At 45.2% G+C, this 14,786-nt stretch carries 13 protein-coding genes and 1 other annotated feature; of the genes, 11 read left to right on the plus strand and 2 right to left on the minus strand.

All coding sequences use genetic code 11. The annotated features are described in order from the left end of the window. Positions 1 to 233 precede the first annotated feature (233 nt). From K6T23_RS08465 to K6T23_RS08480, 4 genes are all read left to right on the plus strand, one after another. Entirely contained in the window at positions 234 to 1,166 is a 933-nt protein-coding gene (locus K6T23_RS08465; protein WP_056537841.1) for a beta-ketoacyl-ACP synthase III, read from the plus strand. A 49-nt stretch (positions 1,167 to 1,215) separates the two neighbouring features. After that, the gene (gene fabF, locus K6T23_RS08470; RefSeq protein WP_053427547.1) at positions 1,216 to 2,460 is read left to right on the plus strand and encodes a beta-ketoacyl-ACP synthase II; all 1,245 of its coding nucleotides are present in this window, start codon (positions 1,216 to 1,218) and stop codon (positions 2,458 to 2,460) included. A gap of 91 nt (positions 2,461 to 2,551) precedes the next feature. Further along, a complete protein-coding gene (locus K6T23_RS08475; RefSeq protein WP_238284154.1) occupies positions 2,552 to 3,316 on the plus strand; it encodes a DUF2268 domain-containing putative Zn-dependent protease in 765 nt (254 codons plus the stop codon). Positions 3,317 to 3,418: 102 nt separating this feature from the next. Further along, positions 3,419 to 4,168, plus strand: a complete 750-nt coding sequence (locus tag K6T23_RS08480; RefSeq protein WP_056537836.1) for a YjbA family protein — start codon at positions 3,419 to 3,421, stop codon at positions 4,166 to 4,168. A gap of 39 nt (positions 4,169 to 4,207) precedes the next feature. Here K6T23_RS08480 and trpS read toward each other — a convergent pair whose 3' ends face one another. Both trpS and K6T23_RS08490 read right to left on the minus strand, forming a co-directional pair. Then, a complete protein-coding gene (trpS, locus tag K6T23_RS08485) occupies positions 4,208 to 5,206 on the minus strand; it encodes a tryptophan--tRNA ligase (protein ID WP_079515818.1) in 999 nt (332 codons plus the stop codon). A gap of 76 nt (positions 5,207 to 5,282) precedes the next feature. Beyond that, positions 5,283 to 5,514: a binding site (T-box leader), on the minus strand. A 41-nt stretch (positions 5,515 to 5,555) separates the two neighbouring features. Next, positions 5,556 to 5,942: a DUF3899 domain-containing protein gene (locus K6T23_RS08490; RefSeq protein WP_056537830.1), complete on the minus strand. Its 387-nt coding sequence runs from the start codon at positions 5,940 to 5,942 to the stop codon at positions 5,556 to 5,558. 459 nt (positions 5,943 to 6,401) lie between these two features. Between K6T23_RS08490 and K6T23_RS08495 the strand changes: the two genes are divergently transcribed. The 7 genes from K6T23_RS08495 (at position 6,402) to K6T23_RS08525 (ending at position 14,564) form a co-directional block, all read left to right on the plus strand. After that, positions 6,402 to 8,066 (plus strand): peptide ABC transporter substrate-binding protein, encoded by a 1,665-nt coding sequence (locus K6T23_RS08495; protein ID WP_238284155.1) that lies wholly within the window; start codon positions 6,402 to 6,404, stop codon positions 8,064 to 8,066. A 163-nt stretch (positions 8,067 to 8,229) separates the two neighbouring features. Further along, on the plus strand, positions 8,230 to 9,159 hold the full coding sequence (gene opp3b, locus K6T23_RS08500) for an oligopeptide ABC transporter permease (RefSeq protein WP_056537824.1): 930 nt from the start codon (positions 8,230 to 8,232) through the stop codon (positions 9,157 to 9,159). Then, positions 9,159 to 10,184, plus strand: coding sequence for an oligopeptide ABC transporter permease (gene opp3C / locus K6T23_RS08505; protein WP_238284156.1), 1,026 nt, complete (start codon positions 9,159 to 9,161; stop codon positions 10,182 to 10,184). Before opp3b ends, opp3C begins: the two co-directional genes overlap by 1 nt. Before the next feature lie 20 nt (positions 10,185 to 10,204). Further along, positions 10,205 to 11,275, plus strand: a complete 1,071-nt coding sequence (locus K6T23_RS08510; RefSeq protein WP_056537817.1) for an ABC transporter ATP-binding protein — start codon at positions 10,205 to 10,207, stop codon at positions 11,273 to 11,275. Beyond that, positions 11,275 to 12,210 (plus strand): ABC transporter ATP-binding protein, encoded by a 936-nt coding sequence (locus tag K6T23_RS08515; protein ID WP_238284157.1) that lies wholly within the window; start codon positions 11,275 to 11,277, stop codon positions 12,208 to 12,210. The genes K6T23_RS08510 and K6T23_RS08515 overlap by 1 nt, the downstream gene beginning before the upstream one ends. Positions 12,211 to 12,533: 323 nt before the next feature. Further along, positions 12,534 to 13,733, plus strand: coding sequence for a putative glycoside hydrolase (locus tag K6T23_RS08520; RefSeq protein ID WP_056537814.1), 1,200 nt, complete (start codon positions 12,534 to 12,536; stop codon positions 13,731 to 13,733). A 258-nt stretch (positions 13,734 to 13,991) separates the two neighbouring features. After that, on the plus strand, positions 13,992 to 14,564 hold the full coding sequence (locus K6T23_RS08525) for a GNAT family N-acetyltransferase (RefSeq protein ID WP_148985435.1): 573 nt from the start codon (positions 13,992 to 13,994) through the stop codon (positions 14,562 to 14,564). Positions 14,565 to 14,786 lie beyond the last annotated feature (222 nt).

Consider the following 14,786-nt stretch of genomic DNA (forward strand, 5'->3'; position numbering starts at 1 on the left):
CTAAATAGAAGTCCTTGCTCCGGGTCAAGTGGGAGTATATCATTCACCCAGCCTGAATCGAATACACTTTCCAGTGAATCGTAAAAAACCTTTAGGGACACTTCAAGGAAACTTGGGTCTGATAATGCAAAACTAAGGCAAAAAGAATTGCAGAAAGAGTAAAAGTCCGTTAAAATTAGTACCAAGTCATAATAATTGATAATAAAGCGAAGGTAAAACAGGGGGATGCCGATATGAATACTGGAATCATTGGAATAGGGCGCTATCTGCCTGAGAAGATATTGACCAATGCCGATTTGGAAAAAATGGTGGATACATCGGACGAATGGATCCGTACTCGGACGGGGATTGAAGAGAGACGTGTTGCAGGGGATGATATTGATACATCGGATATGGCCTATGAAGCAGCGAAGAATGCCATCGAGGATGCAGGCATCTCACCTGAGGATATCGACCTGATCCTTGTGGCAACCGTTACACCTGATCAGCCGTTCCCTTCCGTCGGATGTCTCCTCCAGGAGCGCCTGGGGGCCAAGAAAGCGGCAGCCATGGATATCAGTGCTGCATGTGCAGGCTTCATGTATGGTATGATAACCGCAAAACAATTCATCGACAATGGAGCCTACAAGCATATCCTTGTCGTCGGTGTGGAGAAGCTGTCGAAAATCACAGATTGGGATGACCGCAATACTGCCGTCCTATTCGGTGATGGGGCCGGGGCTGCCGTCATGGGTCCTGTACCAGATGGGAAAGGGATCCTCGCTTTCGAGCTGGGTTCTGATGGAACCGGTGCAAAGCATCTTTATCAGGATGAGCACATCATCATGAATGGTCGCGAAGTATTCAAGTTCGCTGTCCGCCAGATGGGTGAATCCTCCATCAACGTCATCAATAAAGCAGGGCTGGATAAAGAGGACGTCGATTTCCTCATTCCTCACCAGGCGAATATCCGCATCATGGAAGCTGCAAGACAGCGTTTGGAGTTGCCTGTTGAGAAGATGTCCAAGACCGTGAATAAATATGGAAACACATCTGCCGCATCCATTCCGATTTCACTCGTCGAGGATCTTGAGGCCGGAAGGGTGAAAGAAGATGACGTCGTCGTCATGGTGGGCTTCGGTGGAGGCTTGACCTGGGGTGCGATTGTCATGCGCTGGGGAAAATAATCGATAAAAATCTATCTTCTACTACTTATACGATAAAGGAGACCGAACAATGGATATGAAACGTGTTGTCGTAACAGGATTGGGTACCGTCAATCCATTAGGAAATGATGTAGAAACAACGTGGGCGAATGCCCTTGCTGGGAAATCCGGGGTCGGGCCACTCACAAGGCTGAATGCTGATGAGTATCCTGCCAAGGTAGCGGCTGAACTGAAAGATTTCAATATTGAAGACTTCGGGATTGAAAAGAAGGAAGCGCGTAAGATGGACCGTTTCACTCATTATGCCATCGCAGCGTCCTTGATGGCAGTGAAAGACGCCAACCTTGAAATCACGGAGGAAAATGCCAACCGTGTCGGTACATGGATCGGTTCTGGAATCGGCGGGATGGAAACATTCGAAACCCAGTATGAAACCTTCCTTAAGCGTGGATACCGTAGGGTGAGCCCGTTCTTCGTTCCGATGATGATCCCGGACATGGCTGCCGGCCAGGTATCGATCCTCCTAGGAGCAAAAGGTTTCAACTCCTGTACCGTAACGGCCTGTGCAACAGGCACGAATTCCATCGGTGATGCATTCAAGGTCATCCAGCGTGGTGACGCGGATGTCATGATCACGGGTGGAGCGGAAGCACCAATCACGAAAATGTCCGTAGCCGGTTTCTGCGCCAACACGGCCCTTTCGACCAATCCCGATCCGGAAACGGCTTCAAGACCATTCGACTCTGAACGTGACGGCTTCGTCATCGGTGAAGGAGCGGGGATTGTCATCCTGGAAGAACTCGAACACGCGGTGAAACGCGGAGCAACGATCTATGCTGAAATCGTCGGCTATGGCTGCACGGGTGATGCCTATCACATCACCGCCCCTGCACCAGGCGGGGAAGGTGGAGCGCGTGCCATGAAGATGGCACTTGATGATGCCGGTGTAACGCCTGATCAAATGGATTACATCAATGCCCATGGTACAAGTACGGCTTATAATGACAAGTATGAAACCATGGCCGTCAAAGAGGTATTCGGTGATCATGCCAACCGCCTGGCCATGAGCTCCACAAAATCCATGACCGGTCACCTTCTTGGTGCAGCGGGTGGAGTGGAAGCGATCTTTACGGTTCTTGCCATGAAGGATGGAAAGCTTCCACCGACAATCAACCTTCAAAATCCGGATCCTGACTGCGATCTGGACTATGTAGCCAATGAAGCACGTGAGCAGGAAGTCAATGTTGCCATGAGTAACTCCCTGGGCTTTGGTGGCCATAATGCCACGCTCGTATTCAAAAAATATGTGAAGTAATCGTGAGTCCGCCGAATCTTTCGGCGGGCTTTTTTTCTAACTCTACTGCAGATTGCATATACATGAACCAAATCAGCAGGAAAGAGGGATAATGATGCCAGTGATCCCGACAGACGAGTGGATGGATCAAACATTCGATGACCCGGTCGAGTTGTTAGAAAGGACGAAAAGAGGGGAAGGAGAAGCAGCAGCTTTCTATGCCTACCTCCGAAAACAAGGAATGTATCGCCCGTCTAGGCAGATGGAAGAACGCTTTAATGAGCTTAAGTCTGACGATCTATGGAAGAGGCTTTCCGTTTTTGAGAAAAGGTACAAAAGAAAATGGAAAGGACCTGATATACCCATCTACTTATTTCCCCTAGAGCCGAGGAGAGTCTTATTCAGGGAACCGGCAAAAAAATCAGGAGTTTGCTTTTTTGATGAAATGTTTCTTTTTCTTCAAAAATTGGAGGATCACAAAGAATATGAGGCACTATTTGTTCATGAATACCACCATTGCACCCGTATGAAAAAGCTGGCGGGTAAAGAGGAGGAATATACCCTCCTTGATTCTGTCATCTTCGAGGGACTGGCCGAGAATGCCGTGAGGGAATATTGCGGCGTTGACTATGCTGCTCCGTGGACAAGGAAATATACTGAAGAGGAATTGAGCGGATGGTTCAAGGAATGGATCGAACCCCATGCTGATCTAACGAGGAAATCACCCCTTCATGATGAACTTCTCCACGGGAAAAGACACTACCCAGAGCTGCTGGGGTACGCCATCGGTTACCGGCTCGTACGGTCATTCGCGGAGAAGAACGGAATGAATAGTGTGATGATGCTGGGCCTCCCATCAGAGACTTTTCTAGGGTAACTACGGCCCATAGGATAAAACAGGGGAGAGCACGAATAAATCCACAGGTGATTGACCATACTGATTGACAACCAAACAATGTAGTAAAGCGAGGGGTCAATCATGTTATATCTTCATGATGTATGGGTCAATTGGTTCGAAGGGGAAGAAAACGGATATAATATCTGCCATTTTCACGAATGGAGAAAAGAGGACGTCATCGAGTTGCTGGATCAGGTGCCTCTATTGAAAGTCGGCAAAGAGTTGTATCATTACATCGAGAATGATTTATCAGAATTACCTCGGCAGATGCTGAATGATGTGTATCAAAAAGCGTATCTCAGAAAGAACCATGAACGCATTCAACAGGATTATTGCTTCGTGGTCACCGATGGGACGGCGATTCTGGCCGTCGATACGATCGGTTACACCGTCCCGATCAGGAAGAGCCGCCTGATACCGCGTCAGGAACAGCTCGTTTATGAAATGGTGGAAAGTCAAGAAGAGCTTGAATATGAGTTCAAGCCTGATCAAAAGCGGGAGGAAGCGTACCACATCCTTTCTCCAAACCCGTTCATGATGAGTGGGCTGACACGCAAGGAAAGGCAGTTGAAACAGCTTCTTTTCATGGCCCTCGATCAACTGCGCACATCGGAGAACACCGCTGAAGTGAGATACTGGTATACCGAGTGGGCCCCGGAACAATACAGGACGATCCAGGAGCTCGATTTCCACGAAGCATGGCAGATGCTTTATGAGGACACAAAATACGGATGGTCCGACAAGCATCTGTCACTCTGCGAGAATCTGATTAAAGGACAACCATTTTTCGAAAAGTTATGGGAAGTAGAGAATCGTCCAAAAGTAAATTGAACAAAAAGAACCTTGAGCCCATGCTCAAGGTTCTTTAGTTTATCGCTTTTTCCGTTCTTTTCTTCCAAGACCCATGGCCTTTTCCATTTTCTTCAGCATCTTCCCTGCGGTTCGATTCGCTTTCTCAGCTCCGCGATCAAGGATATCATCAAGTTCCTCGGAATCGATCAGCTCGTAATAGCGGTCCTGAATCGGCTTGATGGCATCCACAACCACTTTGGCAAGGTCGCCTTTGAAATCGCCATATCCTTTTCCATCATATCGCTCCTCAAGTTCGGCAATCGGAGTGCCTTCAAGAATCGAGTAGATAGAGAGCAGATTCGAAACCCCAGGCTTTTCATCCCGGTCGAATCGGACGATTCCATCCGAATCCGTCACAGCGCTCTTGATTTTCTTTTCAATGACTTTAGGGTCATCAAGCAGTGTAATGAACGCCTTTTTGTTCTCGTCGGATTTGCTCATTTTCTTTAGTGGATCCTGAAGGGACATCACACGTGCTCCTACTTTCGGGATGCGCACCTCCGGAACCGTGAAGATATCATTGTATTTCTTATTGAAACGCTCCGCAAGGTTCCGCGCAAGCTCGAGATGCTGCTTCTGATCCTCTCCGACAGGGACAAGGTCCGTACCATAGAGCAGGATATCGGCTGCCATGAGGGGAGGGTAGGTTAGTAGACCGGCAGATACGGCTTCTTTTCCATGGGACTTATCCTTGAACTGAGTCATGCGCTCAAGTTCACCGATATAGGTCACGCACTGCAGGATCCATCCGGCCTGTGCGTGAGCCGGAACCTCCGACTGAATGAAAAGCGTCGCTTTCTCGGGATCGATCCCACAAGCAATATAGAGGGCAGCAAGGCTGCGGATATTTTTGCGCAGTTCTGCTTTATCCTGGGCAACAGTGATCGCATGCTGGTCGACCACGCAGAAATAGCAATCATACTCTTCCTGAAGCTCGGTGAATTGCTTCATAGCTCCGATGTAATTACCAAGCGTGATCGTCCCGCTCGGCTGAATGCCGCTAAAAATCGTTTTCATCTTCATTCCTCCTATAGTACAGTTCCTGTATCATCATGACCATCCGGCCAAAAATAAAACCCACCCGTCCAAAAAATATAGGGACGAATGGGTTGTTTCCGCGGTGCCACCCTAAGTTACTCAGGAATGAGTCGGCTTAGTCCATGCTTTGCATGGTCCCCGGTTAACGGAAGGGGTCCGTCTCCGGCTACTGCTTTCACCGGGGAAGCTCGAAAGTCCATTCCCCCGCAAGCGGATGCCTGCTTTCAGCGGACGCAGGCTCTCTTGGAACCGGCAAGCGGGGTACTACTCTTTGTCAAAGCTTGTTTCATATATGCAAAAGTCATTATATGAAAAAAAAGCGCCGAAATCAAGTATAGAGAGAATATGAGAGGATCAGGGATACGGCAAGGGATAAAATCCCGATATAGAAAAGGGGTGCCGTCAGGCGGAATGGTTCTCTCACTGCATACACCTCGTGAATTTCCTTCCGTTCCTCCACGTCATCGAACTGCGCCACGTATTCATCTTTCTTCGACCTTGACCTGAAGCGCTTGAAGGCATATAAGATCCCATTCAAGAAACCGTTTTGGAAAACAAACATCAAGGCGGCTATAGAAGCATAAGAAATTCCGACGATGAATAAAGTATCAATGAGGGAAAGGAGCAAATTCGATCCATTCATGTAACGGACAAGATAGACCGCAGCAAGGTAAAGTAATGTGACCATCGGTAGGACGCGTAAACGTTTCATCATGTTGCACCTTCACTTCCAAAATGATTTCAAGCATTCCTTCCAATAGAAACGATCAGGAATGCATGCTGTTCTCCTATAGAAGTATACCCGAAGCGTTCAAGTTTTGAAAAGGAAGCAAGAGCACGAATTCACAGTTTTTTATATCTATCCGCCATACTAGATAATTATAATGAAGATGGGAGAACGCTTTCTTTCGATAAAGAAGGAAAAACGCCAGGAAAATCGCTGGTTTAATTGGGTGATTGTAACATTTGTAATGGGACAAACCACCCTGAATGCTATTTCAGAACCCTTATATATCAAGGTTTTAACACCTTATTACCTAGTAAACTGATTATTTAGCAAAAAAACTGTTAAATTCGTATTGCAAAAATATCTCTATCATGTATAATAAGTAACAAATCTTCTGAAAATTAGAAGATAAATAAATATGAGAAGTATGAGGAGGTCAATTTCAAGATGAAGAAAAAGTTTTCTTTATTACTGGTTCTTCTTCTAGCTGTGAGTACTTTCTTGGCTGCCTGTGGCGGAGACAAGAAGACTGATGGCAAAAAAGAAGGGGCAGCTGGGGGATCTGACACGAAAGACGAGCAAGTATTGAATCTTGCCGAAGCTTCCGAAATCCCGTCAATGGATTCAGCGCTTGCAACAGATGCAGTATCATTCAACGTTATGAACCAGGTGTACGAAGGTCTTTACCGCCTAGGTGAAAACGATGAGGCTGAGCTGGGTATCGCTGCTGAAGAGCCTGAAGTAAGTGAAGACGGTAAAAAGTATACATTCAAGCTACGTGATGCAAAATGGTCTAACGGTGACCCAGTCACTGCTCAAGACTTCGTATACGGATGGCAACGTGTTCTAAATCCAGACACAGCAGCTGAGTATGCGTACATCATGTCTGATGTTAAAAATGCTTCCAAAGTAAATGAAGGTAAAGCGAAACCTGAAGAACTTGGAATCAAAGCACTTGATGACAAAACTCTTGAAATTGAATTGGAGACTGAAGTTCCTTACTTCAAAGCGTTGCTTTCTTTCGCAACTTTCTATCCGCAAAACCAAAAGTTCATTGAAGAACAAGGCGATAAATATGGACTAGAAGCTGATACAGCAGTATACAACGGACCTTTCACACTTTCTGAGTGGAAGCATGAGCAAAGCTTCAAACTTACGAAGAACAAAGATTACTGGGATGCTGACACTGTTAAACTTGAAGAAGTTAACTTCAGCATCGTAAAAGATACAACAACTGCCGTTAACCTTTATGAAACTAACAAAATCGACAGGGTTGGCCTAAGCGCTGAGTTTGTTGATAAGTACAAAAACGATGAAAACTTCAAAACGCGCGGAGAAGCGTCTGTATTCTTCCTTCGTTTGAACCAAGACTCTAAAAACTCTGAAATCCTGAAAAATGAAAATGCACGTAAAGCATTTGACTCTGCATACGACAAGCAAGGTATGGTCGACGTTCTATTGAACAACGGTTCTGTGCCAGCTTACTACCTCGTTCCTAAGGACTTCGTTACAGGTCCAGATGGAAAAGAGTACCGTGAAACTGCTGGAGAAGCATACGGTGGATTTGACGTAGAAAAGGCAAAAGACTACTGGGCAAAAGCCAAAAAAGAAACTGGCATTGACAATGTAGAGCTTGAACTATTGAACTATGACAGTGAAGCTTCTGCGAAAATCGGTGAGTACTTCAAAGAGCAACTTGAGTCCAATCTTGACGGATTGACTGTTAAGATCAAAGCTCAGCCGTTCAAACAAAAGCTCGACCTAGAATCAAAAGGTGACTATGACTTCTCCTTCGCAGGTTGGGGTCCGGATTATCCAGATCCGATGACGTTCCTGGATATGTTCGTAACAGATGGTGCACATAACCAAATGGGTTACTCTAACCCTGAATTTGACAAATTGATCGAACAAGCTAAGACTGAGCTTTCTTCTGATCCAGAAGCTCGCTGGCAAGCAATGGTTGATGCTGAAAAGATCCTCTTCGATGATCAAGCAATCAGCCCGATCTACCAACGAGGTGTTTCTTACCTTGAGCGTCCATACGTGAAAAACGTATTGGATCACTCTTTCGGAGCTGACTACTCTTACAAGTGGGCTTCTATCGAGAACTAAAACGCTCTAAGTTGAACCTTCTGAAGGAGAGTGTATGCATAGGCATACGCTCTCCTTTTCCAGTGATAAGCGACAATTTTCGCAATTTAAAAAATAAATTGAAAATTTGTCGATTATCGCTATAATGGAGAAGTAGTATAAACATAGAAAAGGGGGGCTAAGCATGGTCAAATATACTATCAAGCGTATTGTTTATATGATCATCACTTTGCTTATTATTGCAACCGCCACATTCTTCTTGATGAAGCTCCTTCCAGGGACTCCACTCACAAATCAAGAGAGACTGTCTCCGCAACAACAACAAATCATCCTAGATAAATACGGACTCAATGATCCACTGCCGGTTCAGTATGTCACCTATATGACGAACTTGGTGCAAGGGGACTTGGGTTTGTCATTCCAATATGACAATCGCCCGGTTTCTCAAATGATCGCTGACCGTATAGGACCTTCCGCACTTCTTGGTTTCCAAGCAATGGTATTAGGGACAATCTTCGGTTTGATTATCGGGATCATTGCGGCTATAAGACAGAACACCTGGGTTGACTATGGGTCTACATTCCTAGCCGTTCTGGGTATTTCAATTCCTTCGTTCGTATTTGCAGCACTTCTGCAATATTACGTCGGTGTTAAGTGGGAAATCCTACCTGTAGCGTTATGGGGAGAGTATAAACATACGATCCTTCCGACCCTCGCCCTGACAGTAGGGGTAGTCGCCACAATCGCCCGTTATATGAGAACTGAAATGATCGAAATCCTTAATACAGACTATATATTACTGGCTAAAGCAAAAGGTACGACAAACACAAATGTCATCGTGAAGCATGGTGTTCGGAATGCTATGATTCCAATCATCACGATCCTTGGGCCGATGACTGTCGGTATCATGACGGGTACCATGGTTATAGAACAGATTTTTGCCGTGCCTGGATTGGGAGAGCAGTTCGTACGTTCAATCAATACAAATGATTATACGGTCATTATGGGTGTTACATTATTCTATAGTGTTCTTCTTGTTGCCGTCATTTTCTTGGTGGATATCCTTTATGGAATTATTGATCCGCGTATTCGTCTAGTTGGAGGGAAGAAATAATGGAACCAAACAAAAAGAATCAAGAGCAGCTGTCAAAAGACCTCTTCCAACGACAAAAAGCATCAAGTGCACAGGCTGAAAAAATTGAACGACCAAGTTTGAACTTCTACCAGGATGCATGGATCCGTCTGCGTAAGAGCAAGGGGACCATCATCGGGATGATTATAACACTTATAATTGTGTTCTTTGCATTTGTTGGACCAATGATGAATGATCATAAGTTCTCTGATCAAAATATCCGTCACGCCAAACTTCCTCCAAAAATCGAAGCGTTGTCTGGAATCAGCTGGCTTCCGTTTGACGGGAAGGATCATGAAGGCTTTGATGTCTACGAAGCGCGTCAAGTGAAAGAAAATTATTGGTTCGGAACAGATGACTTGGGCCGTGACCTTTGGACACGTGTGTGGAAAGGGACTCAAGTTTCCCTTTATATCGGGATCCTGGCAGCCGTCATCGACTTCTTGATCGGAATTTCTTACGGTGGGATATCCGGATACTACGGTGGAAGAATTGATGATATCATGCAGCGTATCATTGAAGTCCTTGTCGGTATACCAAACTTGATTGTTATCATTCTCTTTATCTTGGTGTTTGATCCAGGAATATTCTCTATTACCATGGCGATGGTATTGACGGGATGGACGAGTATGGCCCGGATTGTCCGCGGGCAGATCCTACAGCTTAAGAATCAGGAATTCGTATTGGCATCCCGTACATTGGGAGCACCAAATAATCGTTTGATCTTCAAACATCTTTTACCGAACGTAATGGGGCCGGTTATCATCACTACGATGTTCACGGTTCCTGGCGCCATCTATACGGAAGCGTTCCTGAGCTTTATCGGACTCGGTATAGCACCGCCGAAGGCATCACTCGGATCATTGGTTAATGACGGGTATAGATCCATTCAGTCCTACCCGCATATGATGCTGATTCCGTCAGCGGTCATTTCATTGATCATCCTGAGCTTCAATCTTATGGCCGATGGGCTAAGGGATGCTCTAGATCCAAAACTGCGTAAGTAAGAAAAAGGGGGATATAAAATATGGAAAAAGTGTTGGAAGTCAAAAATCTGCACGTCTCCTTTAATACTCATGCTGGAGAAGTGAAAGCCGTTCGCGGTGTGGATTTACACTTAGATAAAGGTGAAACATTGGCGATCGTTGGAGAATCTGGATCAGGTAAGTCTGTTACGACGAAAGCACTGATGCGTCTGATTCCAAACCCGCCTGGATTCATCAAGCACGGCGAAATGATGTTTGAAGGAAAAGATCTTGCTAAAATACCTGAGAAGGAAATGCAAAAGATCCGCGGGAAAGATATTTCCATGATCTTTCAGGATCCAATGACTTCTCTGAACCCGACCATGACAATCGGGAAACAAATCATGGAGCCGCTATTAAAACATCAGAATATGAGCAAACCGGATGCAAAGAAACGTGCCATCGAACTTCTGAAGCTTGTTGGTCTGCCAAGTCCTGACACCCGTTTCAAACAGTATCCCCACCAGTTCTCCGGTGGTCAGCGTCAGCGTGTGGTCATCGCGATTGCCCTTGCTTGCAATCCGAAGATCCTGATTGCAGACGAACCTACAACGGCACTTGATGTAACAATTCAAGCACAGATCCTTGAACTGATGAAGGATCTGCAAAACAAAATCGATACGTCCATCATTTTCATTACCCATGACCTTGGGGTAGTGGCGAATGTGGCAGACCGCGTAGCCGTTATGTACGGCGGACAAATCGTTGAAACGGGAACGGTGGATGAAATCTTCTACGATCCTCGTCATCCGTATACATGGGGATTGATCAGCTCCATGCCGACGACCGACACAGACGGTGAACAGCATCTCAGTGCAATTCCCGGAACGCCTCCGGATCTGTTGAATCCTCCTAAGGGGGATGCCTTTGCACTAAGAAGCGATTACGCCATGAAGATCGATTTTGAGCAGGAGCCACCATATTACCAGGTTTCTGATACTCACTATGTAAAATCGTGGTTGCTTCATCCGGACGCTCCGAAAGTTGAGCCACCAGAGGCAGTGAAAGTAAGGTATCGCAGAATGCCTTCCAACTTTGCAGAGCCTGTACTTGTTGAGGGGGTACGTGTATAATGGCTGAAAAATTATTGGAAATCAAAAACCTGAAACAATATTTCAATCCTGGTAAAGCAAATATGGTCAAAGCCGTCGATGACATCAGCTTTGATATCTATAAAGGAGAAACGCTCGGTCTTGTTGGTGAATCGGGTTGTGGAAAATCCACTACCGGACGGACCATCATCCGCCTTTATGATGCAACAGACGGTCAAGTACTCTTTAATGGAGATGACGTTCACGGGAAAAAATCCCGTTCGCAGCTGAAGAACTTCAACCGTAAAATGCAGATGATTTTCCAGGATCCATATGCTAGTTTGAATCCGCGTATGAAAGTCGCAGACATCATTGCAGAAGGAATCGATATTCACGGTCTTGCTACAAATAAACAAGATCGGATGAAGAGGGTTCATGACCTTCTTGAAACAGTCGGACTTAACAAAGAGCATGCAGGCCGCTATCCTCATGAATTCTCAGGGGGGCAACGTCAGCGTATCGGGATCGCCCGCGCACTGGCAGTGGAACCTGATTTCATCATCGCCGATGAGCCGATCTCTGCACTGGATGTATCCATCCAGGCGCAGGTCGTGAATCTTATGCAGGAGCTTCAAAAAGAAAAGGGACTAACGTACCTATTCATTGCTCATGATCTTTCCATGGTTAAATACATCAGTGACAGGATCGGAGTCATGTACTACGGTAAGCTTGTAGAACTGGCACCAAGTGATGCCCTGTACAATAATCCGCTGCACCCGTATACGCAATCACTCCTGTCGGCGATTCCACTTCCGGATCCTGATTATGAGCGCAACCGCAGAAGGAAAGAATATAACACGGCTGTCCATAACTATACATCTGATGACAAACTTGAAATGCGCGAAGTCGCACCAGGACATTTCGTCTATTGTTCTGAAAAAGAATTCGTCCAGTATCAAGCACAATACAAGCATTGAGAAAAAGAAGACTCCTGGACCTGGGGGTCTTCTTTTTTGCTGAAGGGCCATACGCTCGTAATCTCTGTACGCTAAAATCGACAAGATTCTGCTGATTTGGTTTAACTCCTTTAGGTAAGAAGGATGAAGCGGTAGGATCACGACTAAGGTATGTTGTTTCCTACCATAATCATCATTCAGGTGAGAAGAAAACGACAGAAATCACATCTTTTCGGAAATTTCGACATTATCTGTCCGTTTTCCCTTTTCTTTCAAGTTCAATCATTGTTAGAATAGGTAGAGGAGATACATATTTTACTAGACGAATAGAGGAGAGGTTCGCTTTGAAGTGGAAAAAATGGGCTGCTGCTGCGGCAGGGGTCGCAGTATTGTGTGCGCTTCCTTTCCAGACGGCAGATGCCGAAGGAACTGGAAAAGAGGCCGGAACACATCAAGTAAGAGCGATGGCGATGAAGGAAAAGGATGGGAGCGTGTCCCCACGCTTTAAGTACGATTCCGGTTTGAACTTTGAGTATCCTGACGCCGTCCGCGGTATCTATGTGACGGGTCATTCAGCTGGTGGATCCAAATTCGGTCAGCTGACGAAGCTGATCGAAGAGACGGATCTGAATGCAATGGTCGTGGATATCAAGGATGATAATGGGAATCTGACGTATGTACCAGAGGAGTCGTCACCCTATCATGATATCGGCCAGCCTTTCATCAAAGACCCGAAACAGGTTTTGAAGACGATGGAAGAGAAGAAGATCTATCCCATCGCGCGCGTGGTGGTATTCAAAGATACGGTCCTAGCCAATAAAAAACCTGAACTCTCATTTGTAGATGGAAATGATGTGTGGAAGAACGGACGCGGGGAATCCTTCGTCAATCCCTTCATGAAAGAAGTATGGGATTATAATGTGGGCATTGCCATTGAAGCTGCAAAGATGGGCTTCAAGGAAATTCAGTTTGACTATGTGCGATTCCCTGAAGGCTTCGAAACCCGTGACGATGAGTTGAAGTATGATGGAGGGACGTACACAAGTGAAGACTCCGATAACGTACAAAAACGCGTACACGCTGTAACGGATTTTGTCGAATACGCTCACAAGCAGCTGGAACCCTATGATGTCGAAGTTTCTGTTGATATTTTTGGCTACAGCGCCACATTGCCTGAAGCTCCGGGGATCGGCCAGAATTTCTCTAAAATCTCAGAGAATGTCGATGTGATTTCATCCATGATCTACCCGAGTCACTGGACGTCTTATTTCGGGATCGACAAACCTGATCTTGAGCCGTACAAATTGGTTGCTGAATATTCCAAGCTCGAGAATAAGAAGCTGGATGAGCTGAAGGATCCACCTACTTCCCGCCCATGGCTGCAGGATTTTACGGCCTCTTGGCTCGGCGCTGGAAACTATAAAGCATATGGAAAAGCAGAAGTAGAGGCGCAAATCAAAGCGCTTAATGATAACGGAATCAATGAGTTCCTACTATGGGATGCAGGAAACTCCTACACAAGAGGTGTGGATTACACGCCTTGATCAATTGACGGTGAGGATCTTTCAGTTTAATGAAAGATCCTCACCGTTTTCTTCTATTAAGTGAACGTAGGATCTAGCCCTTTACACGAGGTGGACATTTGACAATACACCACATACTGCTATCATTATAAGTAGAGTGTCTACCGAAATCCCCTTTTTTCACCCTTAGGCGTGAAAACCCCTCTCTCAAATCTGACATACATTTTACCATTTAGAGAATTCTAGTAATGCAAAAACATTTTCAGAAGGAGTAGATCCATGCATTGGTATGAGAAACTAAATCAATATTTTCCTGTAGAGGAAATGAAATCGCGCGAACATATGGAAACGCTTTTAAAGGAAAGAAGCGATATCTATCACAAAGATGAAGGACAGTATCACGTTCTAATGTATGCGGAACTCGAGGAGTTCATCTTCATTGACTATCTGTTCGTCTCAAAGGATGCCAGGGGCCAAGGTCTTGGAAGCAAACTGATTGAAAAGCTGAAAGAGAGGAAGAAACCGATCCTCCTGGAGGTGGAACCAGTGGACTATGACGATACCGACACTGAAAAGCGCCTTAAATTCTACAAAAGGGAAGGGTTCAAACATGCCGTGACAATCGGATATGCGAGAAGATCCCTTGCAACGAATGAAGTCAATCCAATGGAAATCCTTTACTGGGCACCTCAGGATGAGCCTGAAGAAATGATTTATGAATCCATGAAGAAAACCTACGAACTGATTCATACTTATAAAGATGAAACGTTTTACGGTGAATCCTACGAGTCAGTGGAGGATGTTTTGACAATGGATGAGGATCGTGACGGAGATGTATTAAAAAAACTGTAGCACACCAACCTTATTGCGATTCGCAATAAGGTTTTCTAAATGAAAATGGACTCTTATGTTTAACAGTGAGCAGAAGGGGTATATGTAGAGTAAATGGATATGATTATACTTTGTTAAACAAATGTATAAGAAAATTGACAAATTGGTTAAAAGTATATTCAACAAAACATTATTCATGTATAATACGTTATAGAGATTGCTTATTTAAACTTATTTTAATTA

The sequence above is a fragment of the Rossellomorea marisflavi genome, from assembly GCF_022170785.1.
In the GTDB taxonomy this organism is placed as follows: domain Bacteria; phylum Bacillota; class Bacilli; order Bacillales; family Bacillaceae_B; genus Rossellomorea; species Rossellomorea marisflavi_B.

What these genes read in the sequence shown, in the direction of transcription:
- K6T23_RS08465 (WP_056537841.1), top strand. Translation starts at nt 234, where the DNA reads ATGAATACTGGAATCATTGGAATAGGGCGCTATCTGCCTGAGAAGATA.
- fabF (WP_053427547.1), top strand. Translation starts at nt 1,216, where the DNA reads ATGGATATGAAACGTGTTGTCGTAACAGGATTGGGTACCGTCAATCCA.
- K6T23_RS08475 (WP_238284154.1), top strand. Translation starts at nt 2,552, where the DNA reads ATGATGCCAGTGATCCCGACAGACGAGTGGATGGATCAAACATTCGAT.
- K6T23_RS08480 (WP_056537836.1), top strand. Translation starts at nt 3,419, where the DNA reads ATGTTATATCTTCATGATGTATGGGTCAATTGGTTCGAAGGGGAAGAA.
- trpS (WP_079515818.1), bottom strand. Translation starts at nt 5,206, where the DNA reads ATGAAAACGATTTTTAGCGGCATTCAGCCGAGCGGGACGATCACGCTT.
- K6T23_RS08490 (WP_056537830.1), bottom strand. Translation starts at nt 5,942, where the DNA reads ATGATGAAACGTTTACGCGTCCTACCGATGGTCACATTACTTTACCTT.
- K6T23_RS08495 (WP_238284155.1), top strand. Translation starts at nt 6,402, where the DNA reads ATGAAGAAAAAGTTTTCTTTATTACTGGTTCTTCTTCTAGCTGTGAGT.
- opp3b (WP_056537824.1), top strand. Translation starts at nt 8,230, where the DNA reads ATGGTCAAATATACTATCAAGCGTATTGTTTATATGATCATCACTTTG.
- opp3C (WP_238284156.1), top strand. Translation starts at nt 9,159, where the DNA reads ATGGAACCAAACAAAAAGAATCAAGAGCAGCTGTCAAAAGACCTCTTC.
- K6T23_RS08510 (WP_056537817.1), top strand. Translation starts at nt 10,205, where the DNA reads ATGGAAAAAGTGTTGGAAGTCAAAAATCTGCACGTCTCCTTTAATACT.
- K6T23_RS08515 (WP_238284157.1), top strand. Translation starts at nt 11,275, where the DNA reads ATGGCTGAAAAATTATTGGAAATCAAAAACCTGAAACAATATTTCAAT.
- K6T23_RS08525 (WP_148985435.1), top strand. Translation starts at nt 13,992, where the DNA reads ATGCATTGGTATGAGAAACTAAATCAATATTTTCCTGTAGAGGAAATG.